The sequence below is a fragment of the Solemya velum gill symbiont genome (genome assembly GCF_002020255.1).
Lineage (GTDB): Bacteria > Pseudomonadota > Gammaproteobacteria > Chromatiales > Chromatiaceae.
In genome coordinates this window covers 141,225-166,334 of record NZ_MPQG01000003.1, presented here as the reverse complement: position 1 = coordinate 166,334, position 25,110 = coordinate 141,225, and the positions used below count along the sequence as shown (strand labels likewise).

At 51.6% G+C, this 25,110-nt stretch carries 25 protein-coding genes; 16 read left to right on the top strand and 9 right to left on the bottom strand.

Annotation, left to right across the window (positions count from 1 at the left end; translation table 11 throughout):
• Positions 1-25: 25 nt before the first annotated feature.
• On the top strand, positions 26-223 hold the full coding sequence (locus tag BOW06_RS04335) for a hypothetical protein (RefSeq protein WP_078454459.1): 198 nt from the start codon (positions 26-28) through the stop codon (positions 221-223).
• Positions 216-1,136 (top strand): UDP-3-O-acyl-N-acetylglucosamine deacetylase, encoded by a 921-nt coding sequence (gene lpxC / locus BOW06_RS04330; RefSeq protein WP_043115987.1) that lies wholly within the window; start codon positions 216-218, stop codon positions 1,134-1,136. The genes BOW06_RS04335 and lpxC overlap by 8 nt, the downstream gene beginning before the upstream one ends.
• A gap of 7 nt (positions 1,137-1,143) precedes the next feature.
• Here the strand turns inward: lpxC and BOW06_RS04325 are convergent, their stop codons facing one another.
• A complete protein-coding gene (locus BOW06_RS04325) occupies positions 1,144-1,578 on the bottom strand; it encodes a DciA family protein (RefSeq protein ID WP_043115986.1) in 435 nt (144 codons plus the stop codon).
• A 127-nt stretch (positions 1,579-1,705) separates the two neighbouring features.
• On the opposite strand from BOW06_RS04325, the gene BOW06_RS04320 reads away from it, so the two are divergent.
• The 4 genes from BOW06_RS04320 (at position 1,706) to BOW06_RS04305 (ending at position 7,737) form a co-directional block, all read left to right on the top strand.
• Positions 1,706-2,572, top strand: coding sequence for a M23 family metallopeptidase (locus tag BOW06_RS04320; RefSeq protein WP_179115153.1), 867 nt, complete (start codon positions 1,706-1,708; stop codon positions 2,570-2,572).
• A 170-nt stretch (positions 2,573-2,742) separates the two neighbouring features.
• Positions 2,743-5,544: a preprotein translocase subunit SecA gene (gene secA / locus BOW06_RS04315; RefSeq protein WP_179115152.1), complete on the top strand. Its 2,802-nt coding sequence runs from the start codon at positions 2,743-2,745 to the stop codon at positions 5,542-5,544.
• A 12-nt stretch (positions 5,545-5,556) separates the two neighbouring features.
• Positions 5,557-6,762 carry a bifunctional glutamate N-acetyltransferase/amino-acid acetyltransferase ArgJ gene (gene argJ / locus BOW06_RS04310; RefSeq protein WP_043115982.1) on the top strand — a complete coding sequence of 402 codons (1,206 nt, stop codon included), beginning with the start codon at positions 5,557-5,559 and terminating at the stop codon, positions 6,760-6,762.
• A 24-nt stretch (positions 6,763-6,786) separates the two neighbouring features.
• A complete protein-coding gene (locus tag BOW06_RS04305; protein WP_078454456.1) occupies positions 6,787-7,737 on the top strand; it encodes a Nudix family hydrolase in 951 nt (316 codons plus the stop codon).
• Here the strand turns inward: BOW06_RS04305 and zapD are convergent.
• The 5 genes from zapD to pilB all read right to left on the bottom strand — a co-directional run bounded on the left by zapD (position 7,717) and on the right by pilB (position 13,015).
• On the bottom strand, positions 7,717-8,487 hold the full coding sequence (zapD, locus tag BOW06_RS04300; protein WP_043115979.1) for a cell division protein ZapD: 771 nt from the start codon (positions 8,485-8,487) through the stop codon (positions 7,717-7,719). The two genes, BOW06_RS04305 and zapD, sit on opposite strands and share 21 nt — an antisense overlap.
• Before the next feature lie 73 nt (positions 8,488-8,560).
• Positions 8,561-9,169 carry a dephospho-CoA kinase gene (gene coaE / locus BOW06_RS04295; RefSeq protein ID WP_078454455.1) on the bottom strand — a complete coding sequence of 203 codons (609 nt, stop codon included), beginning with the start codon at positions 9,167-9,169 and terminating at the stop codon, positions 8,561-8,563.
• Position 9,170: 1 nt separating this feature from the next.
• Positions 9,171-10,037, bottom strand: coding sequence for a prepilin peptidase (locus BOW06_RS04290; RefSeq protein ID WP_043115977.1), 867 nt, complete (start codon positions 10,035-10,037; stop codon positions 9,171-9,173).
• 18 nt (positions 10,038-10,055) lie between these two features.
• Entirely contained in the window at positions 10,056-11,309 is a 1,254-nt protein-coding gene (locus BOW06_RS04285; RefSeq protein ID WP_052132016.1) for a type II secretion system F family protein, read from the bottom strand.
• Between the two features lie 8 nt (positions 11,310-11,317).
• Positions 11,318-13,015 carry a type IV-A pilus assembly ATPase PilB gene (gene pilB / locus BOW06_RS04280; protein ID WP_078462829.1) on the bottom strand — a complete coding sequence of 566 codons (1,698 nt, stop codon included), beginning with the start codon at positions 13,013-13,015 and terminating at the stop codon, positions 11,318-11,320.
• A 356-nt stretch (positions 13,016-13,371) separates the two neighbouring features.
• On the opposite strand from pilB, the gene BOW06_RS04275 reads away from it, so the two are divergent.
• Both BOW06_RS04275 and BOW06_RS04270 read left to right on the top strand, forming a co-directional pair.
• Positions 13,372-13,824 (top strand): pilin, encoded by a 453-nt coding sequence (locus BOW06_RS04275; protein WP_043115974.1) that lies wholly within the window; start codon positions 13,372-13,374, stop codon positions 13,822-13,824.
• A gap of 387 nt (positions 13,825-14,211) precedes the next feature.
• The gene (locus BOW06_RS04270; protein ID WP_078452593.1) at positions 14,212-14,664 is read left to right on the top strand and encodes a pilin; all 453 of its coding nucleotides are present in this window, start codon (positions 14,212-14,214) and stop codon (positions 14,662-14,664) included.
• A 161-nt stretch (positions 14,665-14,825) separates the two neighbouring features.
• Here the strand turns inward: BOW06_RS04270 and BOW06_RS04265 are convergent, their stop codons facing one another.
• Positions 14,826-15,041: a PP0621 family protein gene (locus BOW06_RS04265; protein ID WP_043115971.1), complete on the bottom strand. Its 216-nt coding sequence runs from the start codon at positions 15,039-15,041 to the stop codon at positions 14,826-14,828.
• Between the two features lie 333 nt (positions 15,042-15,374).
• Between BOW06_RS04265 and sucC the strand changes: the two genes are divergently transcribed.
• From sucC to BOW06_RS04245, 4 genes are all read left to right on the top strand, one after another.
• On the top strand, positions 15,375-16,538 hold the full coding sequence (sucC, locus tag BOW06_RS04260) for an ADP-forming succinate--CoA ligase subunit beta (protein WP_043115969.1): 1,164 nt from the start codon (positions 15,375-15,377) through the stop codon (positions 16,536-16,538).
• A 17-nt stretch (positions 16,539-16,555) separates the two neighbouring features.
• Positions 16,556-17,425: a succinate--CoA ligase subunit alpha gene (sucD, locus tag BOW06_RS04255; RefSeq protein ID WP_078452591.1), complete on the top strand. Its 870-nt coding sequence runs from the start codon at positions 16,556-16,558 to the stop codon at positions 17,423-17,425.
• Positions 17,426-17,548: 123 nt separating this feature from the next.
• Positions 17,549-19,162: an NAD+ synthase gene (locus tag BOW06_RS04250; RefSeq protein ID WP_043115967.1), complete on the top strand. Its 1,614-nt coding sequence runs from the start codon at positions 17,549-17,551 to the stop codon at positions 19,160-19,162.
• A 32-nt stretch (positions 19,163-19,194) separates the two neighbouring features.
• Positions 19,195-19,533: a P-II family nitrogen regulator gene (locus tag BOW06_RS04245; protein ID WP_043115965.1), complete on the top strand. Its 339-nt coding sequence runs from the start codon at positions 19,195-19,197 to the stop codon at positions 19,531-19,533.
• Positions 19,534-19,768: 235 nt separating this feature from the next.
• On the opposite strand, the gene BOW06_RS04240 is transcribed toward BOW06_RS04245, so the two are convergent.
• Positions 19,769-20,509 carry a pteridine reductase gene (locus tag BOW06_RS04240; RefSeq protein ID WP_078454454.1) on the bottom strand — a complete coding sequence of 247 codons (741 nt, stop codon included), beginning with the start codon at positions 20,507-20,509 and terminating at the stop codon, positions 19,769-19,771.
• Positions 20,510-20,603: 94 nt separating this feature from the next.
• On the opposite strand from BOW06_RS04240, the gene BOW06_RS04235 reads away from it, so the two are divergent.
• Positions 20,604-21,773, top strand: a complete 1,170-nt coding sequence (locus tag BOW06_RS04235; protein WP_052132014.1) for a class I SAM-dependent methyltransferase — start codon at positions 20,604-20,606, stop codon at positions 21,771-21,773.
• Between the two features lie 40 nt (positions 21,774-21,813).
• Here the strand turns inward: BOW06_RS04235 and BOW06_RS04230 are convergent, their stop codons facing one another.
• Positions 21,814-22,629 carry an outer membrane protein assembly factor BamD gene (locus BOW06_RS04230; RefSeq protein WP_078454453.1) on the bottom strand — a complete coding sequence of 272 codons (816 nt, stop codon included), beginning with the start codon at positions 22,627-22,629 and terminating at the stop codon, positions 21,814-21,816.
• Positions 22,630-22,658: 29 nt separating this feature from the next.
• Between BOW06_RS04230 and rluD the strand changes: the two genes are divergently transcribed.
• Genes rluD through BOW06_RS04215 form a run of 3 tightly spaced genes read left to right on the top strand, consistent with a single transcriptional unit; the run spans position 22,659 to position 25,073 of the window.
• Complete coding sequence (rluD, locus tag BOW06_RS04225; protein WP_078452589.1) at positions 22,659-23,660, top strand: 23S rRNA pseudouridine(1911/1915/1917) synthase RluD; 1,002 nt, start codon at positions 22,659-22,661, stop codon at positions 23,658-23,660.
• Between the two features lie 22 nt (positions 23,661-23,682).
• Positions 23,683-24,414 (top strand): peptidoglycan editing factor PgeF, encoded by a 732-nt coding sequence (gene pgeF, locus BOW06_RS04220; RefSeq protein WP_043116686.1) that lies wholly within the window; start codon positions 23,683-23,685, stop codon positions 24,412-24,414.
• Positions 24,411-25,073 carry a lysophospholipid acyltransferase family protein gene (locus BOW06_RS04215; protein ID WP_052132013.1) on the top strand — a complete coding sequence of 221 codons (663 nt, stop codon included), beginning with the start codon at positions 24,411-24,413 and terminating at the stop codon, positions 25,071-25,073. The genes pgeF and BOW06_RS04215 overlap by 4 nt, the downstream gene beginning before the upstream one ends.
• The last annotated feature ends 37 nt before the right edge of the window (positions 25,074-25,110 follow it).

Below are 25,110 nucleotides of genomic sequence, written 5' to 3'. Positions count from 1 at the left end.
TTTCATTCGAAGGAAGAGAGTTTGGATGCAATCTTACGCGATTCCTGTCGATGGGACACGGGGTGATAATAGAATTTTCTTTCGTAAAGCAACAGATAAGCTTGCATTGAGAAACCAATTCGTGTTCAATATTAGGGTATTCCCTAATGATAAGAAACAGCCACTTACAGGCGGTTCTTCGGTCACGGCACAATTAATAATGAGAGCATTGCGTGATGATTAAGCAGCGTACTTTGAAAAACAGCATTAAGGCGACTGGTGTCGGCCTTCATTCAGGTGAGAAGGTGCTGCTAACATTGCGCCCCGCAGCCCCTGATACAGGAATTGTTTTTCGACGTCTTGATTTTGATGCGCCTGTCGACATTGAAGCACGGGCAGAAAACGTTGGTGACACGAGCCTTTCGACTTCCCTTGTGAATGAAGAGGGCGTCAAGGTCTCCACAGTCGAACACCTGCTCTCCGCATTTGCCGGTCTCGGTATTGATAACGCATTTGTTGATGTCAGTGCGGTAGAAATTCCAATCATGGATGGCAGTGCGGCACCCTTCGTATTCCTGATTCAGTCAGCCGGTATTGTTGAGCAGGATGTCGCCAAGCGTTTTATTCGTATCAAAAAACCTATTGAGGTCACGGACGGTGACAAGCGAGCCTCGTTCGAGCCTTTCGATGGTTTCAAGGTGAGTTTTGGTATCGAGTTCGATCACCCTGCCTTTGTTGAGCGTCCTGCTTTTGCATCCATCGATTTCTCTTCCACCTCTTTTGTTCGCGAAGTCAGCCGTGCACGTACATTCGGTTTCTTGCGCGAGATCGAGGCTTTGCGCGAGATGAACCTGGCACTGGGCGGAAGCCTGGATAACGCTGTTGTCGTCGATGAGTATCGGGTCATCAATGAAGATGGTCTGCGTTACGATGACGAGTTCGTCAAGCACAAAATCCTTGATGCGATCGGCGATCTTTACCTGCTGGGTCACAGCCTGATAGGGCATTTCAACGGTTACAAATCAGGGCATGCGCTGAATAATAAGCTGCTGCGTGAGCTGCTGGTTCAGCAGGATGCCTGGGAAGAGGTGACTTTCAACGAGGAGGCGAATGCGCCAATCTCCTATGCCAGGCCGGCGACTCCGGAGACGGCATAACCATTATTTAGTGTTTCGGTCTTACTGCTTGTGCCAGGCGTTTCAGGATGGCATCAAGTTCAGGATCAGAAGAGTGGCCGATAGACGATTCGATAAGATCGGCGGCCAAGTCTGAGTGACGAGCCCGAGAGGTGATTTTATTTGTGATTTTTGGTTGTGTACGCGAAGCCTGTACCTTGCATGATATATAGCGTACACCCAGTTTATCTGCTAGTTTTTTAGATATAAGTCGCATTCTGCTCGCCCATGCGGGTGAGCTAAGATAGATAGTCATTGTCCCCTTTTGCTGGTGGACACTGACACAGTGGGAGGCAAGCTCCGCGGGAACCATTTGTCGTAACTGGATCAAGCGGTTATGATCGGCGTCTGCCTCCTGCAGAAGTTTCTTGATAGATGGCGCCTTGCGCAGGATTTGCTGAAGGCTCTTGGGCTCTTTTTTCATGGATGATTAAGTGTTCGGATTTATAATTAATAAGGGCGACCGGTGTTTACCAGGTCGGCTTAATTACATGGTGACATCTTTGATCGCAAAAAAGAACCGCATTTCCATAGGATCTATAGTATCGCTGGTGCTTGTGCTTGCTGTTGTAGGCGCAATCAGTGGTGGTGTTGGAGTCATGCTTGGCTATGAACGCGGTCTTCAGCAGGCATCCCCTGAGATGCTGACCAAGATTGATCTGCTTCAGCATAATCTTAACGAAGATCGTCAGACCGTGATAAAAGCACAGGAACGTGCAGAGGATGAACTTGACGCGCTGGCTGTCAGGTTCGGTTCCATCCAGGCGCAGGTGATGCGTCTTGAGGCTGTCGGTGAACACCTGGTTGGCGTTGCTGAACTCGATGAGAGTGAGTTTGTTTTTGGCCAGGAGCCTGGTCTTGGCGGACTTGATAACGGCAGTGACGGCGAGAGTGAATCAGGTATTCGCTTGCTGGCGGAGCTGGATAATTTTGAGACCCTGCTGAAGCAGCAGGAGTATCAGCTGACACTTCTTGAAGAGGTGTTGATGAATAAGGATGTACTCAGGGAGATCAAGCCTTCCGGTCTACCTGTCGGTAAGGGTGGCTGGGTCTCTTCAGGCTTCGGAAGTCGTATCCATCCTATTTCCGGCAAGCGGAAAATGCACCTGGGAGTCGACTTCCCGGGCAGGAGAGGGACAGAAATTCTTGCAGTAGCTCCTGGTATTGTTACTAAGTCCAAGTACGTGAGCGGCTATGGCTACCTTGTTGAGATTCGCCATGCCGATGGCTATTTGACTCGCTATGCACACAACAGCAAGCTTCTGGTTGGCGAGGGCGATCTTGTCGAAAAGGGTGAGAAAATTGCCCTCATGGGCCGCACAGGCTCGGCCACCGGTACGCACCTGCACTTCGAAGTGCGCAAGGACGGCGTTGCAGTCAACCCTAAAAAATTCATCAAGCACGTCGACAAATCCTGAATCTGTTGCCCGGCACAGATTCCAGCCGGGATATCATTTCTATCAGAAATAGCCGGTTTCGGCTAAGTTATGCGATTTCCTCCTGTTTTTTGGCAAATCTGCCCCAATCTTCGTGTCTCATGGCCGCGAATACGGTATCATCAGCGGCTGAAATTTGTGACGGATAGATAATGGCAAAGCTACTTTCCAAGATATTTGGCAGCCGTAATGACCGGCTGGTCAAACGTATGCGCAAGACAGTTGCGCAAATCAATGATCTCGAACCTCAATTCGAAGCGCTTTCCGATGAGCAGCTGAAGGCGAAGACCACTGAGTTCAGGGAACGCCACGAGGCCGGCGAATCACTCGATGCATTGATGCCGGAGGCCTTTGCTGCCGTACGCGAAGCGAGTCGCCGCGTGCTTGGTATGCGCCACTTTGATGTGCAAATGATTGGCGGCATGGTTCTGCACGATGGCAAGATTGCCGAGATGCGTACCGGTGAGGGTAAGACACTTGTTGCAACCCTGGCTGTCTATCTCAATGCGCTGGATGGTAATGGTGTACATGTTGTAACCGTCAACGACTACCTGGCTCGCCGCGATGGTGAGTGGATGGGGCGCCTGTATAATTTTCTTGGTCTCTCGCTGGGCATCATTCAGTCGTCCGGTCTGAATCCTGACCAAGCGTCTTTTCTCTTCGATGCTGATTACAAGGGTGACGAGGGTGGCTATCTTCACCTGCGCTACGCTACGCGTAAAGAGGCGTACGAGGCTGACATTACCTACGGTACGAACAACGAGTATGGTTTCGATTACCTGCGTGACAACATGGCCTTCTATGCAGAGCAGCGTGTGCAGCGCTCTCGCAGTTTTGCCGTGGTTGACGAGGTTGACTCCATCCTTATCGATGAGGCCAGGACGCCTCTGATTATCTCGGGGCCTGCCGAGGGTGATCAGGAAATCTACTCCCGCATCGACAAGCTGATTCCGGCCCTGACGCGCCAGGATCCGATCACGAATGAAGATGGCGAACCGGATTTTGGTCCGGGTGACTACTCGGTGGACGAGAAAGCACGCCAGGTTTTTCTCAGTGACGAAGGTCATGAGCATATCGAGCAGACGCTGGCAGATGCAGGTTTGCTGGATCCGGAAACCAGCCTTTACGATACGCAGAATATAATGCTGATGCATCATGTCAACGCAGCACTGCGTGCACATGTGCTGTTCCAGAAGGATGTCGACTACATTATTCAAAACGGTGAAATTGTCATCGTTGATGAATTTACCGGCCGAACCATGCCCGGACGTCGCTGGTCCGAGGGCCTGCACCAGGCGATCGAGGCGAAAGAGGGTGTGGCGATCCAGAAGGAAAACCAGACGCTCGCATCGATCACCTTCCAGAACTTTTTCCGCCTCTATGACAAGCTCTCGGGAATGACTGGTACGGCCGATACCGAGGCCTTTGAATTACAGTCGATCTACGGTCTTGAAGTGGTTGTTATCCCGACCAACAAGCCAATGACGCGTGATGATCGTGCAGACCTGGTCTACCTGACACCGGATGAAAAGTACGAGGCGATTATCGAGGATATTCGCGACTGCGTTAAACGTGGCCAGCCCTCGCTGGTTGGTACTGCCTCGATCGAGGTTTCAGAACTGATTTCGAAACTGCTGAATCAACGCAAGATTCCACACCAGGTGCTCAATGCGAAACAGCATGAGCGCGAGGCGCATATTATCGAGGATGCCGGTCGTCCGGGTGCGGTTACTATTGCAACCAATATGGCGGGTCGTGGTACCGACATCGTTCTTGGCGGCAGTCTTGATGCTGAACTGCAGGCGCTGAATGATGATGCTTCAGATGCGCAAGTTGAGAAGATCAAGTCAGAGTGGCAGGAGCGTCATGCCAAGGTCCTTGAAGCTGGCGGCTTACACGTAATCGGTACAGAGCGCCACGAATCACGCCGTGTCGATAATCAGCTGCGTGGTCGTTCGGGACGTCAGGGTGATGCCGGTTCAAGCAGATTTTATCTCTCGTTGCAGGATAGCCTGATGCGTATTTTTGCATCTGATCGAGTTTCCGGCATGATGCAAAAGCTGGGCATGGATAAAGGCGAGGCGATTGAGCACCCATGGGTTAACAAGGCGATTGAGAATGCCCAGCGCAAGGTTGAAGGGCGCAACTTCGATATTCGTAAGCAACTGCTCGAGTACGATGATGTCGCCAATGACCAGCGTAAAGTTGTCTATACACAGCGCAACGACCTGATGGATATGGAAGATGTCTATGACACCATCCTGGCAATGCGCGAGGAAGTGCTCAACGATACCATCAGCCTCTATTTTCCTCCGCAGAGTCTTGAGGAGCAGTGGGACGTGCCCGGCCTCGAAGAGGCGCTGAAGCGTGAATTCGCACTGGAAGCCCCGCTACAGAAGTGGCTTGATGAAGACCACGACCTGCATGAGGAGACATTGCGGGGTCGACTGCTGGAGATGCTCAACACGATTTACGACAAGAAAGTCGAGCTGGCCGGTGCCGAGCAGATGCGAAATTTCGAAAAGGGCATCATGCTTGAGACGCTGGATACGCACTGGAAAGAGCACCTTGCGGCGATGGATTACCTGCGCCAGGGAATTCACCTGCGTGGCTATGCACAGAAAAATCCCAAGCAGGAGTATAAGCGCGAGGCATTCGAAATGTTCTCGGCAATGCTCGATACGATCAAGGTCGATGTTATCAAGACGCTGTCACTTGTTCGTATTCAGCAAACATCTCCTCTGGATGTGCCGCATGAAGCGCCAAAGCAGATGGAGTTCATGCACCAGGAGTTCAAAGGCCTTGGTGACAGCGCGTCAGCTGAATCGGAGTCAGAGCCATCTGAGGAAGAGCATCAGCCATTTGTGCGTGATGAACGCAAGATTGGCCGCAACGAGCCGTGCCCATGTGGCTCCGGCAAAAAATACAAGCAGTGTCACGGTAAGCTATCTTGAGGAAGCCTGCGCATGACAGCCACTGACAAGGTTTACCCGGTTGCAGGTATCAGGTTAGCAAGTGTTGCTGCAGGTATTCGCTACAGTGGACGCGATGACCTGGTTGCAATTGAGCTGGCTGATGACGCCAGCATAGCTGCTGTTTTTACCCGCAACGCCTTCTGTGCTGCTCCCGTAACTGTTGCGCGTGAACATCTTGAGGCTGGTACACCGCGATACCTGCTGGTTAATTCCGGCAATGCCAATGCCGGAACCGGCGATAACGGTCTGCGAGCAGCGCGTGAATCCTGCAAGTCACTTGCAGCCGCCGCCGGCTGCGCACTCAGCCAGGTTGCACCATTCTCAACAGGCGTAATTGGCGAAGATCTCAATACGCAGGCAATTGCTGCAGCGGTTCCTTCATTGCTTGAAGGCTTGCAAGAGGAAGGCTGGCAGCGTGCGTCACAAGCTATCATGACGACTGATACAGTCGCCAAGCTGGTGAGCAGGAGAGTCAAAGTTGGTGATAGCGAAGTGACAGTCACTGGTATGGCAAAGGGTTCTGGCATGATTCGTCCGGACATGGCAACCATGCTTGCCTATGTCGCAACTGATGCAGGAATGCCGCAAGAGTTGCTGCAGCAGTGCCTCAATGAGGCGGTCGCCCCAAGTTTCAACAGCATTACTGTCGATGGTGATACCTCGACCAATGACGCCTGCGTCCTGATCGCAACCGGCTGTAGCGATGTCGTGGTTGATGACCTTGAAAGCTCCGCCGGTAATACCGTGTGCTCCGCAGTTCTCGACGTCTGCATGGAGCTCGCAAGAGCCATCGTCAAGGATGGAGAAGGTGCAACCAAGCTGGTCGAAATTCATGTCAGCGGTGCTGCAAGTGTTGAGGAGGCGAGGGATGTTGCCTACACGGTAGCGCATTCACCATTAGTCAAAACGGCAATGTTTGCCAGCGATCCGAACTGGGGCCGAATCCTCGCGGCTGTCGGCAGGGCGGGTGTTGAAGCGCTCGATCTCGATGCCGTACGTATTCTGCTTGATGATGTTCTGATTGTGTCAGGCGGTGGGCGTGATGCCGGTTATACCGAGGAGGCAGGACAAGCCGTTATGGATAGGGATGCCTATACCATTCATATTGAACTGGGGCGTGGTGATGCGAGTAGTCTCGTATTGACCTGCGACCTGTCGTTCGACTACGTTAAGATCAATGCCGAGTATCGAAGCTGATTTGATCGCTCGCTCACTATTCACATGCTACATGTTTCTGTAGCAGTTATCCGTGATCAGGCAGGACGTATCTTGCTGTCGCGTCGCCCTGATGATAAGCATCTCGGCGGGTTATGGGAATTTCCCGGCGGCAAGCTTGAACCTGGCGAATCCCTTGCGGATGGCCTCAAGCGCGAGATTGACGAGGAGCTTGGCATCCTGGTTGAGACCCACCGTCCCCTGATACAGGTCAGGCATGCGTATCCTGATCGTGAAGTGCTGCTCGATGTTCATCTTGTTGATCGGTGGCACGGTGAGGCGTCCGGGCGGGAAGGGCAGGAGATTGCCTGGGTTGAGCCTGATTCCCTTGCACGCTATCCATTGCCTCCAGCCGACAAGCCAATTGTCACAGCGTTAGAATTGCCCTCCCGCTACCTGGTGACTCCGCCTGGTATTGATCGTGTTGAATTGATGCGGCGTCTTGATTTCATCGCCGCAAAAGTACCCCGGCAGGAGCTGATTCTGTTACAGCTGCGCCTGCTTGAACACAGTCACGCGCAAGTGATCGAGATTGCACAACAGATGTTGGATCGCTATACAGAACTTGCCCTATTGGTTAAAGAGGTTGGGATGGCTGATGAGCTTGGCTGCGGTGTGCATCTGCGCGCGGCTGACCTGATGGCGCTCGACCAGCGTCCATTGTCATCTGCCCAAATGGTTGCTGCCTCTTGTCATACGCATGAAGAACTCATGCAGGCGGTTGTGCTGAATGTCGATTTCGTCACACTCTCGCCGGTGCAGAGAACGCTGTCGCATCCACATGCAGCACCACTGGGCTGGGACATGTTTGGTCAAATGACTGAAAATGTCACCATGCCGGTTTATGCGCTAGGTGGTATGAGTGAGTCTGACATTGAACGGGCATGGCAGGCAGGTGCCCAGGGTATCGCAGGTATCAGTGGGATTTGGCCTGTTCTAGAAGACGCACTTGGTTAACTCAAAGGGAACTGATTCAGTTGTTTGTGTAGGGCGATCCTTAAAGCTGTCCACTTTCAGAAAACGTACGCTGAATCTGTGCTTCCCACCACTGACTTCAGCAATCAGTCCCAGTTTGACGGGTATGGTTACGCGCAGCATCTGCACTGGTGTTTTCCTGTCGAGTGATTGCGGGAAGAATCCCTGTTCGGCAACTTCCTTGACAGGTCTGCTGCTGGTCCTGATCAGGTCAATAAGAAGGGCTGCAGAATTCTGCAATGGTTCAAGAGGGGCCATCCATTCCTTCAACTGCTTACAGCGTACTTGTGCGCTTTGCTGTAGCCAGAGGTTATAAACAGGCATATCAAAGTCACAGCTCCCGCCCGGTATTGAGGTTCTCTGCGTTATCGATTTAAGTAATTCGTGATCACGTAGCTCCTGTCCGAGCTGGCAGGAGATGTTGTGAAGTCCGCTGAGGTTATTTTCGAGCTGGCTGACAACAGAGTCCAGGCGGCTCATGTCGACATCAGAGTGTTGGCTGATGCGCACCAGGTTAGTCATGTGGCGCTCAAGCTCTTTAATGACTTCTGACTTGATATCCGAACGGGAAAGAATTGAAGAGATTTGTAACAGAACATTGACTGCAACGCGCGAATCAACCTGCTCCTCACGTGGCTGGAATGCTGAGAGCTGGTCGAACAGGTGCGCAAGTCGCAGCAACAGACGCGTGCGCTCGTTGAGAGGATGTTCGAATGTAATATTCTTTGCCACTTGTTCAGCAGTATCCTGATTGCAGTCCTGTCATAGCTATTGTGCTCGATTTATTCCCTAAATAAAAGCGGCCTTATTCACTTGTGGTCGCTTGGCTTAGTCGGGTGTAGTGTTTGTGCAACTCCTCAACCTTCTGCTTCAGTGCATAGATACTGTCATCATTCGTGATGATATCGTCTGCAACTGCAAGCCGAACTTCCCGGTCCGACTGTGCTTCAACCATTTTTCTGGCAGCTTCACCGGATAATTTGTCGCGTTCAACCAGTCGTTCCAGTTGTTGCTGTCGTGGTGCGTCAACGACAAGAATGCGATCAAGCTCGTACGGATAGCGGGTTTCTGTCAGAAGAGGGATGGCGACAATGACATAGTCTGCGTCGGATTCGGCAATGCGTTCATAGACACGCTGCCTGATCGCAGGGTGGAGTAACTCCTCCAGGGCGATTCGTTCCTCGTTGTTATTGAAAATACGTTGACGCAGCTTGGCTCGGTCGAGTGCCTGTGACTCATCAAGGATATCTTCACCAAAGAGTTCGCAAATCTGTTTCAGCAGTGGATTGCCGGGTTCTACCAGTTCCCTGCTGATAAGGTCCGTATCAATAACTTCAGCGCCGAGTTTTTCGAACAGGTCGGTGACAACAGATTTTCCGCTGGCAATGCCGCCAGTCAGTGCGACATGCAACATGCTAGGCGAGGCCCGAGATGCCAAGGTACCAGGTATTGATCTCGTTGCCCCAGAAGAGCGCGATGAGTCCGCCGAGTGCAAGGTAGGGGCCGAAGGGCAGAGCTTTGCCCATGCGCGCCTTGCCGGCAAGCATCAGGATGACAGCTCCCAGTACTCCGGAAAGTGATGAGATGATCAGTATCTGCGGCAGTAGTTGCCAGCCAAACCAGGCGCCAAACAGGCTGAGGAGTTTGAAGTCTCCGAAGCCCATGCCATCCTTGCCGGTAACCAGTCGAAACAGGTGGTAGATACTCCAGAGCAGCAGGTAGGCGAAAACGGCTCCATAGATGGCATCGACTGGTGATGCAAACAGGGACTGGGTGTTGATAAACAGACCGAGCCAGACTAACGGAAGCGTGATGCTGTCGGGCAGTAACTGCTCATCGATGTCGATAAAAGTCAGGGCGATCAATGCCCAGACAAGAATAATCGCGGCGAGTGCCTGTGCAGTTACTCCAAAGTGGATGATTGCGTAAAGCGTCAGCAGGCCAGTCAGAAGCTCGATGAAAGGATAGCGCAGGCTGATCGATGTGTTGCAAGTGTGGCATTTGCCACGTAGCAGCAGGTAACTGATGACTGGTATGTTGTGCCAGGGCTTGATCCGGGTCTTACATGTCGGGCAGTGCGAAGCGGGCAGAATGATCCCTGGTGGTTCATCCTCTGTTGATACTTCTTTGCCAAGAAACTCCTCGCACTCCTGTCTCCAGCTGTATTTCATCCTTGCTGGCAAGCGCAGGATCAGAACATTCAGAAAGCTGCCAACCAGTAGTCCTATGATGCAGGCAAATACCAGGATGAGTGGCAATGGCACAAGTTGTAAATCCTGCATCAGTCCAATTCAGTCCTGTTATCCGACAACATTACCGAACTGGAAGATCGGCATGTACATGGCAATAACCAGGGTACCGACGATAACACCGAGAACGACAATGATTAATGGTTCGAGCAGGCTGTTGAGAGAATCAACCGCGTTATCAACAGCCTCGTCGTAATAGTCAGCTATTTTCCCAAGCAGTGACTCGAGAGCACCTGTCTCTTCACCGATGGCAATCATCTGTCGCATCAGGTTCGGGAAGAGCGGTTCCTGGGTCATGGCAAAGTTGAGTGTTTGACCGGTGGATACACTGTCACGCATACGCAGGACGGCATCCGTGAACACAGCGTTGCCTGTTGCCCCGGAAACTGAAACAAGAGATTTGACGATGGGTACACCTGCGGCAAGCGTTGTCGCCAGCGTACGGGAAAAACGTGCGAGCGAGGAGTTCAGCATGATCTCGCCAAGTACTGGCATTTTCAACAGCAGGCGACCAACGGTTCGCTGAAACTTTGGAGAGCGTTTCCATGACCTGATGAAAAGAATGAACATCGTGGCGATGCCGATCAGCATTAACCATCCATATTCGGCCATGATATGGGAGGCGTTGATAACGACCCGGGTGAGGAGAGGTAGATTGGTCCCTGCAGATGTAAAGATTTTCTCAAACTGCGGGATAACATAGATCAGGATGATCGTGGTTACGGTAATAGCGACAGTGATGACCGCTGCCGGGTAGATCATTGCTTTCTTGACCTTGGCTTTCAGGCTTTCGGTTTTTTCCCGGTAGTCAGCCAGTTTCCGCAGCACCTCTTCGAGAATACCTGCATCCTCACCGACCTTGATCAGGTTGATGTAGAGCGTATCAAAATATTTCGGGAAATGGGTCATACTATCTGAGAGAGTCGAGCCACTCTCGATCTCTGTACGCAAGCTGTCGACCATGCGTTTGAACAAGGGGTTATCATGGCTGCCTGCGATGATTGACAGGCCTTGTACCAATGGAACACCGGCATCAATCATGGTGGATAACTGGCGCGTGAAGAAAGTGATGTCCCTGCTCTTGATGGACTTTTCAGAGAGCTTGGTCAGAAGTGTATCTTTCTTGATACTGAGCTTGTTAGGGGTTACGTTCTGTTTGCGCAGCTGGGCATTGGCCTGCTTGAGGTCCTTTGCCTGTACTTCGCCTGAAACTTTTTTTCCCCGACTGTCTCTCCCGTCCCACTTGTAGGTCTTTATTTCTACTGTCTTGACGGGAGATTGGGAGTCTTTCGGTTGTTTTGCCATGCTTGTTATTAATCCAGGGTGACGCGGTTGATTTCTTCGAGACTGGTGAATCCCTGCTTGATCTTCTCAAGGCCGGAACGACGCAGGTTCCATACACCCTGGGTTTCAGCCAGTTCATCCAGCTCCAATGTTGTACCGCCTTCAAGAATCATCTTCTGCATCGCCTCGTTGACAGGCAGAAGCTGGAAGATACCGGTACGACTGTTATAGCCTTCGGTACACTTGTCACAGCCGACCGCTTTGAAAAGATTGATGCCCTTTTTGATGTCCTCGAGTGAGAAACCTTCTTCGAGAAGAACTTCATCAGGCAGGCTCTCGGGTTCCTTGCAGTGTGGGCAGAGGACGCGCACGAGACGCTGTGCCATTATCAGCAGAACCGAGGCGGCAATGTTATAGGGCGGCAGTCCCATGTTGGCTAGACGTGTCAGGGTCTGGGGTGCGTCATTAGTATGCAGGGTTGAAAAAACCAGGTGGCCTGTTTGTGCTGCCTTGACGGCAATCTCGGCGGTTTCAATATCACGAATCTCACCCACCATGATGATATCCGGATCCTGACGCAGGAATGCTCGCAGAGCACTGGCAAAGGTCAAGCCAACCTTGGGGTTGACATTGACCTGGTTAATCCCCGCCAGGGGGATTTCTACCGGATCCTCTGCGGCAGAGATATTGGTTCCGGGTTTGTTAATTTTGTTCATCGCCGAGTAGAGAGTTACGGTTTTACCACTACCGGTAGGACCCGTGACCAGGATCATGCCGTATGGACGCCCGATGGCTTCCCTGTAGAGCTTGTTTTGCTCATCTGTCATGCCGAGAATATCAATATCGAGTTTGGCGGTACTTGGATCGAGTATACGCAGCACGACCTTCTCACCATATAGAGTAGGCAGGGTATTGACACGAAAATCGATCGACCTGTGTTTCGACAGGTGCAAACGGATACGACCATCCTGCGGGATGCGTTTTTCCGTGATGTTGAGCCTTGCCATGATTTTCAGGCGTGATGAAAGCCGTGCGCCAGTTGTGATAGGGGGTCTGCCGACTTCACGCAAAACGCCATCCTGACGGTAGCGGATACGGTAAAACTTTTCGTATGGTTCAAAGTGAATATCCGAGGTTTCACTGTTGATTGCATCGACGAGGATTTTGTTAATGAAGCGTACGATAGGCGCATCATCACTGTAAGAGACCTGCTCTTCTTCATCGTCCTCTGATTCACCTGCGTCGAATTCGATGTTATCAAGATGGGCTGTATCGAGCGCGTCGAACGCTGCTTCATCACCCTTGAACATGTCAGAGTCGAGAAGCGCTTTCATCGCATCATCGTCAATGACTACCGGCCTGGTCGAGAGTGCGGTCTTGAAGGAGATCTGCTCAATCGCCTCAAGTGAGACAGGATCTGTAATACCTATAAAGAGGGTTCTTCCGTGCTGGTGCAGCGGCATCACGCGCCGTGAACGGATGAACTCCTCGGGCAGAAGGTTGAGAGGCATATCCTGAACAATGATGGAGTCCAGATCGAGAAAAGGCAGGCTGTAGGCATCCGAGATCAGAAGACTGATTTTTCGAGGGGTAAAGTCATCGGACTTGAGTAGCAGTGAAACCTGGGATGTGTCTGTCTGGCGTGATTCTTCGATTAGTTTTTCTGCGTCCTCTTTGTTTATGAGTCCGCGTTTATGCAGATGTTTTACCAGTCCAGTCAGTGCCATGGTTTTTCCTGTACTTAAACGGTGTTACCGGAGATTGTTGAGATGCCGGAATCTCTTTACATGCCTAGTGTTCAGGTTAATGCATTAACCTGCATATTTCCACTGTTAGGAATGTCGGATTAAAAAATTAAAACAGAATCTTTCTTATTGCATTGAACATTATATATTATGCTAGACTAAAGTTTATGGGAGCATTGATTTGACTGGTTTTTTGGTCGAAGGCGCTCCGGATGAGAACTTTTGTTGACTCCAGTGGTGTTGGATGTCCATAATCAACAATATAGGCAGTGGTGATGCTTGAGACTCATCATGCTGAAACTAAGATATTGAAATACTTAAACAAGGGGTTTATTCAAATGAAAGACGTAAACAAACAGGTCAGAAAAGAGCAGGGTTTCACACTGATCGAGCTGATGATTGTGGTTGCCATTATTGGTATTCTTGCTGCACTGGCATTGCCCGCATATCAGGACTACACGGTTCGCGCCAAGGTTTCAGAAGGTATTATGCTGGCCAGTAAGTGTAAAGCGTCAGTAGAAGAGGCCAGGCAGAGTGGTGTGTCTAATGATGCAGATGACTGGAACTGTGGCGAGGGTGGTTCTTCTACATCTCCAATAACTGACTATGTTGATCAGTTGGCAACCGATACGAGTGGTAATATTACTATTCATTTTGATACAGACCTGACAGGCGATGATAATGAAATCGTACTCGGCGTACCGGCAACTGTTGGTGGAACCTGGTCTTGTGGTCCGGCTGCATCTGGTGGTGTTGACACAAAATACTTGCCATCTACTTGCAGCGATTAAAATTAATTTAATCAATGCGCAAAAAAGGCAGCCTGGCTGCCTTTTTTGCGCATGGAATCAGGCGGCGATGTGTTTGACGGTATCCTGTTGTATTAAGGTGGTCTGAATCCAGTACGCAGTGAGGTCGCTGGTATGCGGCATTCAATCCGTAGCTAAGGTGATCAACCGGGGTGTCGCGACTAATGTATATATACATATATACTGCTTGTAGTTAACTGGTGCTATGCTGAAATAACGCGTAACATAATTGTATACATAATTGGTTTGACAGTGATTATATTGCAGGTTAAATTTATCAGTAATCGTTGCTGGTGAATTGTATTACGCTATCCTGCATATATAAAAAATACTTCTTGAATAGAGAAGAGATCATATTAGGGATCGGGCATGTTAAAGAGCTGGACCAAGAGGGCTGCTGGATTCACTTTGATAGAATTAATGATGGTGATTGCCATTATCGCCATCCTTGCATCAATTGCCTTACCTGCATACAACGATTTCGCAGTTCGAGCAAAAGTGTCAGAAGGTCTGATGCTTTCAGGATCTTGTAAACAGGTTATTTCAGAGAAGTTTCAGGAAGGGACTACCACGCAGGCAACGCCAGACTCGTGGGGATGTGGTGAGGGTGGTAGTGCAGGGTCGCCGCGTAGCCTGTATGTCGATCAAATCAGTACTTCAGTGACAGGTACGATTACGATCTATATTGATACAGCCCTGGTTGGTGCAGACAACCAGATAGCAATCGTACCGCAGAGTAGCTCAGGGACAACCGACTGGGAATGCACCGCACCTGCAGTGGGTGGAGTGGTTGGACGGTACCTGCCGGCGTCTTGTCGCTGATGTTTCTTTCCAAAAAACGTACGCACTAAATCAGCAAGCAGTGCCTCGCAAATGTTGCCTTCAGTGAGAACGGATCAGATTTTTTTCAATTGATTGCTAGCGGGTGTCGGCCCGGTGACTGTAGCCAACCTGGTGACAATGCACCTATTGTTCAGAAGAAATCATCCCTTTGCATGATCACGGCAGCAGTAGTATTTTCCATCAACCTCGAATGACATCTCGAGTGGTACATGCAGGCCGCATTTTTCACATGCGACCATTTGTGCTTTCTTCTCTTTGCCTGACTGCTCGGGTGGCTTGAATTGCAATAGCCTCAGCCATGATCGAATGAAAAGTACGGCAAGGCCAAAAACAGCGGCCAGAATCAGGATTTTCATGTTTTACTCTCCATCTGAGCAGGGGTAATTCAATTTATCCAACATTTCACAGTGAAAAAACGAATAATAGTATGATTGTCCTATAACAATTAAAAAATATTATTAATTTTGTCTATTCAATTAGTTACATGCTTTGACTTACTGTTTTAAAATACATATCTATCATTTTCTTGTATTTTTTTCTCGTTAGTAGCAGTTTTCTGGCTATACTCATGCTGCACCGCATTACCCGTGCTGTGCAACAGGTAGACACGGGCTGCCAGCGCTGTACATCAGCGACTTGCCCGTTACTATCTGCATAATAACTGAATTTAACCACTATCTGGATAAGCTATGAATCTTCACGAGTATCAATCAAAGGCGCTGTTCCGTGATGCCGGTATTCCTGTCCCACAAGGAGAGGTGATTGCCAGTGCGGGGGAAGCGAGGGAAAAGGCTGAGGCACTTGGCGGTGAGCGCTGGGTTGTCAAGGCGCAGGCCCATACGGGCGGACGCGGCAAGGCTGGTGGCGTTGCCATCGTCGACAGCCTTGAGCAGGTTGAGAGCGAAGCGCAACGCATGCTTGGCATGACCCTGGTTACACACCAGACAGGTGCTGACGGCCTGCCGGTAAACGAGTTGCTGATCGAAGAGCCAACTGCAATTGCACGTGAGCTCTATCTCTCTGTTCTTATCGACCGCGGCAGTCGCCGTGTTGCTTTCATGGCATCAAGTGCCGGCGGTATGAATATTGAAGAGGTTGCTGACGAGACACCCGAAAAGATAATTACTATCCAGGTTGACCCTGTAGCAGGTTTGCAGCCTTACCAGTGCCGTCGTGTTGCCTTTGCACTTGAACTTGAAGGTACACAGATTCGTGAACTGCAGGCGATCATGGTGAATCTCTACAACCTGGTTCTGAATAATGATGCCAGCCTGGTCGAGATTAATCCGCTGGTCACTACCGGTGAAGGTAATCTTGTTGCACTTGATGCCAAGATTAACCTCGACAGCAATGCTCTCTACCGTCATCCAAACCTGGTCGCGATGCGCGACATGAGCCAGGAAGACGAGCGTGAGGCAGCTGCTGCTGAGCATGAGCTCAATTACATCAGCCTCGATGGCAGTATCGGTTGTATGGTGAATGGCGCTGGCCTGGCAATGGCAACCATGGACCTTGTCAAGTTGCATGGTGGTGAGCCCGCCAACTTTCTTGATGTTGGCGGTGGTGCAACAGCAGAACGTGTTGCAGAAGCATTCAAATTGATTCTTTCCGATGACCAGGTTAAAGCCGTGCTGGTGAATATTTTTGGTGGCATCGTACGTTGTGACCTGATTGCCGAAGGCATTATCAAGGCGGTCAATGAGGTAGGGGTCGAAGTTCCTGTCGTGGTTCGCCTTGAAGGGACCAATGCACCGCAAGGACTAGAGATGCTCGACAAGAGCGGACTCAACCTTGCAACAGCGGGCGGCCTGACCGAGGCAGCCAAGAAAGTGATTGAACTGGCCTCGGCCTGAACACCTGGAGAGTATCAATGAGTATTCTGATTAACAAAGAGACAAAAGTTATCTGCCAGGGCTTCACCGGAAAGCAGGGCACATTTCATTCAGAGCAGGCAATAGCCTACGGCACCAACATGGTCGGTGGTGTAACGCCTGGCAAAGGCGGCCTGGAGCATCTGGGGCTGCCGGTTTTCAACACGGTGCATGACGCGGTCGAGGCGACCGGTGCAGACGCCACCATGATCTACGTGCCACCTCCTTTCGCTGCTGATGCGATTCTTGAAGCTGCAGATGCAGGTATCAAGGTGATCGCATGTATTACGGAAGGCATACCGGTTCTGGATATGCTCAAGGTCAAGGCTGCACTGGCATCAACAGATGCATACCTGATCGGCCCCAACTGTCCGGGAATTATCACCCCGGGTGCCTGCAAGATCGGCATCATGCCTGGTAACATCCACCAGCAGGGCAAGATCGGAATCGTTTCACGTTCCGGCACCCTGACCTACGAGGCGGTACATCAGACAACCAATGCGGGACTGGGACAAAGCACTTGTGTCGGTATCGGCGGTGATCCGATTCACGGCATGAATTTTATCGACTGCCTGGAGCTTTTCCAGCAGGACCCGCAGACAGAAGGAATTGTCATGGTTGGTGAAATTGGTGGTTCTGCAGAGGAAGAGGCCGCGGCCTATATCCAGGCCAATGTCACCAAGCCGGTTGTTGCCTATATTGCCGGAGTCACCGCGCCTGCGGGTAAGCGTATGGGTCATGCCGGCGCTATCATCAGTGGTGGTGCAGGTACAGCGGAAGGCAAGTTCGCAGCTCTCGAGGCTGCCGGTGTGGCAACAGTTCCTTCACCTGCCGAAATTGGCGAGAAAATGGCATCATTGCTGGCCTGATCCCGCAGCATCTCGCTTTCAAAGACTGGTATGATCAGCATTAAGAGCTGTTGGTCATGCCAGTTTTTTGGTTTGGCTCATCGGCAGCAGGTATCAGGATAAAAGAATAGTCGCGAGGTAATTATGACATTGCGAGTTGTCATAGCGCAGGTCAACCTGTTGGTTGGTGATATTGAGGGGAATGCAAGACAGGTAATCAGGCTGGCATCACGTGCGCGTGATGAACAGCAGGCTGACCTGATCGTGTTTCCGGAACTGACACTGACCAGTTATCCACCTGAAGATCTGCTCTTGCGTCCCGAGTGCCATGACAGGATTGAGAAGGCGCTGACTGAAATCATCTCTTCCATTTCAGGTATTACAGTCGTTATCGGCTACCCGCGTTCGACTGATACCGGCATGTATAACATGGCGGGCGTGTTTCGTGATGGTGACCGGCTCGGTGAATACAGCAAGTGGTTACTGCCCAACTACAGCGTGTTTGATGAGAAGCGCTATTTTAGTGAAGGTGACAAACCCCTGGTTGTCGATGTTGAGGGAATACCCGTCGGCATTACCATCTGCGAGGATTCGTGGTTTTCAGAACCGACTGCTGCGGCCGCAGCGGCAGGTGCGAAACTTGTTCTCAACCTCAATGCTTCTCCCTTCCACACAGGAAAACCTGTCGAGCGTGAAGAACTGGTAGGGAAACGTTCGTCAGAGAATGGTATTCCCATTGTTTACTGCAACCTTGTCGGCGGACAGGATGAGCTGGTGTTTGATGGTGGTTCATTTGTCACCGATGCCGCTGGCAGCGTGTGCGCACGCGCGCCATTTTTTGTCGAGTCACAAGAGCTCATTGTCTTCAGTGAAGAGGATGGCGTGCTGGAGCCGGAGCAGTCTGAAGTAGCTCCCCATGCTGATGAGGAAGTCGAGGTTTACCAGGCGCTGGTACTTGGTGTTCGTGATTATGTTAACAAGAACGGCTTCAAGGGTGCGGTGCTGGGTTTGTCCGGTGGTATTGATTCTGCCCTGACACTGGCAATTGCAGTTGATGCACTGGGTGCCGAGCGTGTCGAGGTTGTACTGATGCCGTCACGCTATACGGCGGATATGAGTAACGAGGATGCAGCAGTCCAGGCTGACAAGATGGGCGTGCTCTACCGGGTGATTCCGATTGAACCGGCGTTCAGGGCGTTTCTGGGTATGCTGGAAGATGAGTTTGCAGGTTTGCCCGAGGATACTACCGAGGAGAATATCCAGGCACGCTGCCGCGGTATTATTCTTATGGCCCTGAGTAACAAGACGGGTAAAATGCTCCTGACCACGGGTAATAAAAGCGAAATGTCTGTCGGTTATGCCACCCTCTATGGTGATATGGCAGGCGGATATGCGCCAATCAAGGATGTACCGAAAACGCTCGTCTATCGACTCGCAGAGTATCGTAACCAGGAAGAAGAGGTGATTCCGCGGCGTGTTATAGAAAGGCCGCCTTCAGCAGAGTTGAGACCTGACCAGGTCGATACGGACAGCCTTCCTGACTACGAGGCTCTCGACTCGATTTTGTGGCATTATGTAGTGCTTGATCACAGCGTCGAACAGATCGTTGCCGATGGCCACGATGAAGAGACGGTTCGTCGCATTACCGGTATGGTCGACAGGAATGAATACAAGCGGCGCCAGGCTCCCCCGGGAGTCAGGATTACACGACGTGCATTTGGTCGTGACCGCCGTTACCCGATAACCAACGGTTTCTAGAAAGAGGTTTGCTTAAGGAGCGGAGACAGATAATGAAAAAAGTAGATGCAATCATCAAGCCATTCAAACTCGACGATGTACGTGAAGCCCTGTCAGATATTGGCATAACCGGCATGACGGCCACCGAGGTAAAGGGTTTCGGTCGTCAGAAGGGACATACCGAACTCTACCGTGGTGCTGAGTACGTGGTTGATTTTCTTCCCAAAGTGAAAATTGAACTGGTGGTGGCTGAAGAGCAGGTCGACCAGTGTATCGAGGCGATTACCAACGCATCTCGCACGGGCAAAATCGGTGACGGCAAGATATTTGTCAGCCCGATTGAGCAGGTCGTGCGTATCAGAACAGGTGAGACCGGCAAGGAAGCGATTTAAGTCTATTCACTGTAGGTGCCCTGTCCAGGAGCGATTGCTTGACCGGGGCAGGAATGGCGCTACACCCTATGCCCCGTCTCTCCTTGTCTGCGCCTGATCGCTTAAACCACGGCGCGAAAGGAACTCGTTCACTGTGTTTGTTCAGACAACCTTTCGCTTGCCCCGTGGTTTGAACTGGCTCCGCCAACGGAGAACCAGAGCATAGGGTGTAGCAGATGTCAGGCGCTTTGCCGGCTCACTGTTGCGTCATGCGCCCGCCATCAACAGCAATTATCTGTCCGGTAATATAATCGACTTCCGTCACCAGGAAGCGGATCGTACTGGCGATGTCATCCGGGCTTCCGGGGCGTTGCAGTGCTGTGCGTGACAGCATGCGGTTCTTCTCTTCATCAGCGAGGCCGTGTTCGGGCCACAGGATAATTCCTGGTGCGACGCCGTTGACACGCACATAGGGTCCAAGTTCCCGTGCAAGTACTTTGACCATCATCGCGTTGGCCGCTTTTGCCATTGAATAAACCGCGAAATCTTTTTTCGGACGGAAGCCGTGAACATCGACCATGTTGACAATTGAGCCATTCGTCTCCGTCAGCCATGGGGCAGCGGCCTGGGCAAGAAAAAAGGGTGCTTTCATATTTGTACCGACAAGATCTTCCCACTGTTCCGTCTCCACGTGCCCCATTTTTGTTGCATAGAAACTTGAAGCGTTATTAATCAAAACATCGAGACGTTGGTTGAAGGCAGCGGCCTGCTCAACGAGCCCAGGAATGATTCCATCCTCGAGTAAATCGCCTTGAAGAATAGTCGCTGAGCGCTCACGCAGTGAATTGAGCGCAGCTGCCAGTATTTCCGCGTTGTCAGTCGAATTGCGATAATGAATCACTATGTCATAACCGGCAGCATGCAGCAGGCGTGCTGTGGCGGCACCAAGCCTGGTAGCACCACCTGTAATCAGGGCTGTTTTTCTTGTCTGTTCCACTGCAGTTGCCTCTTTTGAGTCTATTGGCAGAAATTGTTGCTGCCTGATTTGCTACACTCGTTTTATCGAATAACGCATTTCATTATTACTCGCTATGCACATAAAGTCACTGCCACGGCCCGGAGATGAAGAGCTGGCACTCAGCAAACGCTTGCAGGCTGCCATTTGCGACGAAATTGAAGTGGCTGGTGGCAATGTCGGCTTTGATCGTTACATGGAGATGGCTCTCTATTACCCGGGGCTCGGTTATTACGCTGGTGGGCAGCAGAAGTTTGGTGCACATGGGGATTTTGTTACTGCGCCAGAGGTGTCGCCACTCTATGGACAAGCACTGGCACGCCAGGTTGCCGAACTGTTGCAGCAACTCGAGAATGGCTGCGTGATTGAGTTCGGTGCCGGCTCGGGAAAATTGGCAGTTGACCTGGTAACACAATTGGAAGTGGATGACTCTCTACCGCAAAGCTATACGATCATTGAGCTGAGTGCCGAACTCAGGCACAGGCAGCAGCAGACAATTCGTGAGTCGATCCCGCAGCACGAGTCACTGTTTCACTGGCTGGATCACTTGCCGGAGAGTCGTGTTGAGGCAGTCATTATTGCCAACGAGGTGCTTGATGCGATGCCGGTGCATCGTTTTCGCCATATTGCCGGCAGATTCGAAGAGCGACTGGTCGGTTGCCGTGAAGGGCGTCCCGTTTCCAGTTGGGGGAGGTGCTCGGTGGTTCTTACTGAAGCAATTGCAGCTCTCTCTGTCGATTTTGACGAGGGCTATGAATCCGAGATCAACCTGCGCTTGAGCCCCTGGATTCATGCCCTCTCAGATATTCTCGATCGTGGTGCAATCCTGTTGATCGATTATGGTTACGCGCGGCGTGAGTACTATCATCCCGACCGCTATACGGGCACCCTGATGTGTCACTACCGGCACATAGCGCATGATGATGCTCTATTGTGGCCCGGGTTGCAGGATATCACTTCACATGTTGATTTCACCGCAGTTGCTGAAGCGGCCTCTGCAGTGAGTCTCGATGTCCGCGGCTACACCAGCCAGAGCAATTTTTTGATTGGTTGTGGTATTGATGAGTTGATCGCCGGGTCTGCGCAGGGGCTTAGTATGACCGACTCGTATAGCCAGGCAGAGGCGGTCAAGCGCCTGATGTTACCAACCGAGATGGGTGAGGTATTCAAGGTGATGGCTCTGAGCCGGGGGATCGAGCAGCCCTTGCTGGGGTTTGGTTTCAGGGATTTAACCGGCAGCCTGTAGGAGCGCCACCAGGGTGGCGGCGTTCCTGCAGGTTGTTTGATCAGTTTTTGTCGAGACCCAATGTGTCCCAGATACTGCGCAGCAGGCTCTTTTCACCTTCCTTGTACTCGTCAGAGGCGAAGTTGACCTTGTTAAGCTCCAGAACTCGACGTGTGTCATCAGCAAGTTTCGGCAGCTCCATCTTGTCATAGGCCTGCGCCATGATTTCAAGGGCGTCCTTGACAGAAGGTGTGCGCTGATAATTCTGAACGACATAGATTCCGCGGTTGGCGGCTGCAAGGTAGGCGCCACGATCCAGGTAGTATTGAGCAACATGGACTTCGTGACGGGCAATTGTGTTGTGCAGGAATATCGCACGCTGCTTCGCATCCTTGGCATAACGGCTTGTCGGGAAGCGTTCTACAACTTCGCGAAATGCATCATAGGCATCCTTGAAAGTTTCCGGATCACGCTGTGATGAATCGGTTGGTATAAAACGGTCCAGCAGGCCAAGGTTGCGGTTCAGGTTAACCACTCCCTTCATGTAGTAAGCGTAAGCAACCTGCGGATGTTCCGGGTGCAGACGAATGAAGCGGTCGAGCGCATCAATGGCTGAGTCGGCTTCGTCATACTTGTAGTAGGCAAACGCAACGTCCAACTGCCCCTGTGCAGCCTGGTGACCGTAAGGGTAACGAGCCTCGAGTTTTTCGTAATACTCGATCGCGCCTTCATAGTCACCCTCAGCCAAGGCTGACGATGCTTCTGTGTAGAATCGATCTGCTGACCAGTTCCTGGTTTTATCATCATTTTTCTTGTTTGATGCACAACCCGTTAGCAGGATTGCAACGATCAAGATGTATAGGAAGTGCCGCCCCATCTGAGATTAATTCCTGTAATATTCGCCGAATGGACGAAAGTATAACGGATTTGACGTTGGAAGCGACAGAATCTGATCAATCTGAACCGGATTATCTGCAGGCCGTGGTCGATTTGGAGCTCTCGGGCAGCCGTCTCGACCAGGCTTTGGTGGCTTTTTTTCCCGATTATTCGCGCAGCAGACTGCAATCCTGGGTGAAATCCGGGCGCGTTCGCGTGAACGGTGAGACTGCCCGAAACAAGGATAAGGTCAAAAGCGGCGATGTGATTCTTCTCGATGCTGAAGAGGAGAAAGTGACTTATGTGGTTGCCGAAGAGATCGCACTCGATATCGTGTTTGAGGATGAGCACCTGATCGTGGTCAACAAGCCTGCGGGGCTTGTTGTGCATCCGGCTGCCGGCAATCCGGCCGGAACCCTGCAAAACGGCCTACTCTATCATGCGCCGGAACTGGAGAAGCTCCCGAGGGCGGGTATTGTCCATCGACTCGACAAGGAAACCTCCGGTCTGCTGGTGGTGGCGCGCAGCCTGAAGGCACACAAACGCCTGGTTGAATTGCTGCAGGCGCGTGATATTCACCGTGAATATCGCACGGTCGTCAATGGTGTGTTGATCACCGGCGGTCATATCGATGCACCGATCGGGCGTCATCCGACTCAGCGCGTCAAGATGGCGGTCGTGCCATCCGGCAAAGAGGCACAAACCGATTACCGTGTGTTGGAGAAATTCCCTGCACACACACTGCTGCAGGTTAAATTGCATTCTGGTAGAACGCACCAGATTCGCGTCCACATGGCACATATTCGTCACCCGGTGGTCGGTGATCCGGTTTACGGTGGGCGTTTGCGCCTTCCTGCAGGCGCTTCAGAGCCACTCAAGGAGGCTTTGAGGAGTTTCAAGCGCCAGGCACTGCACGCCTTCAAACTGGGTTTTGATCATCCAGACACTGGTGAATATGTCGAATGGCAGGCCGAGATGCCTGATGACATGCTGAACCTCCTCGAGACACTGCGAGAAGATGCCAATGCCTGATCGTATCGTCAGGCATGACGAAATTGACTGGATTGAACCCGACTGGCCTGTTCCGGCGAGCATCAGGGCCATCTCCACCATGCGTCATGGAGGTGTCAGTGCTGCACCATGGGCGAGCCTTAACCTGGGTGATCATGTCGGGGATGATTCACAGCATGTTGCACATAACCGGGCCGAATTGATTCGCGCAGCTGAAATTCCTGCTGAGCCGCACTGGCTCAGGCAGGTGCATGGCTGCGATGTGGTCGAGACGCAGCAGGTTCAGGGTGGATGTGACGCGGATGCAGCCTGTTCATTTCAAAGCAATGAGGTGTGCGTGGTGATGACGGCTGACTGCCTGCCTGTACTGATCTGTGACCGAAGTGGCACCATGGTTGCAGCTGCACACGCGGGCTGGCGAGGTCTCTGTGATGGTGTGCTGGAAGCGGCAATCGCGAAACTGGACTCGCCAGCCGAAAACCTCATGGCATGGCTTGGCCCAGCCATCAGCCAGCAGGCATTCGAGGTTGGTGAGGAGGTGCGTGATGCCTTTATTGCCAGGGACAGCAGTGCGCAAGAGGCATTTATACAAAACCAACAGGGGCGCTGGATGGCGGATATCTACCAGCTGGCACGTCAACGCTTGGAAAGTGCTGGAGTTGCCGATATATATGGAGGTAACTACTGCACTTTCACTGAAGAGAGTGACTTCTTTTCATATCGGCGTGACGGTATCACTGGGCGCATGGCGAGCATGATCTGGATTGAATCATGAGTACATTGACCTGGCTGTTGCTTGTGGTCTCAACAATCGTTGTGCTGTTTCACTTTGTAATGCCTGCTTATAACGGTGCAGAATGGGGAACACCCTTTCTCAACCGCCTCGATGGTCTCAACCGTCTCTTCTGCCGCTTTGTTCATCGGCTTCCGGAAGACAATTTCGACTTGCCTGAAACCGGGCCTGCAATCGTCGCTTCCAACCATGTCTCGGGGCTTGATTCTCTACTGCTTCTCGCAGCCTCACCGAGGCCCTTGCGTTTCATGATTGCACGTGAGCAATACGAACGTTTTGGCATGCAGTGGCTCTTCCATGCACTTGGTGCGATCCCGGTCGATCGCAGTGGCAGACCTGAAAAGGCGATGCGCGAGGCCCTCAACGCATTGAAAGCGGGAGAGGTCATCGCAATATTTCCGCATGGAAAAATTCATCTTCCAAGTGATCCCCCGCGGAAACTGAAAGGCGGCGCAGCGAGACTGTCAGCAATATCCAAATGCCCGGTTCACGCACTCATGATCGAAGGTATACGCCTGAAGGGCGTGGTGGTCGCCTCGGTTTTTGTCCCTTCGCGCGCCACGGTAAAAGAGGTAGATGTACTCTACCCGGAAGATGGTGCGCATGCGCTTCATGAGGAACTCGAGAAGATCTACACATGAGGCGTTGATTCTGCGTCGATTGTCCCTATATAGAAAG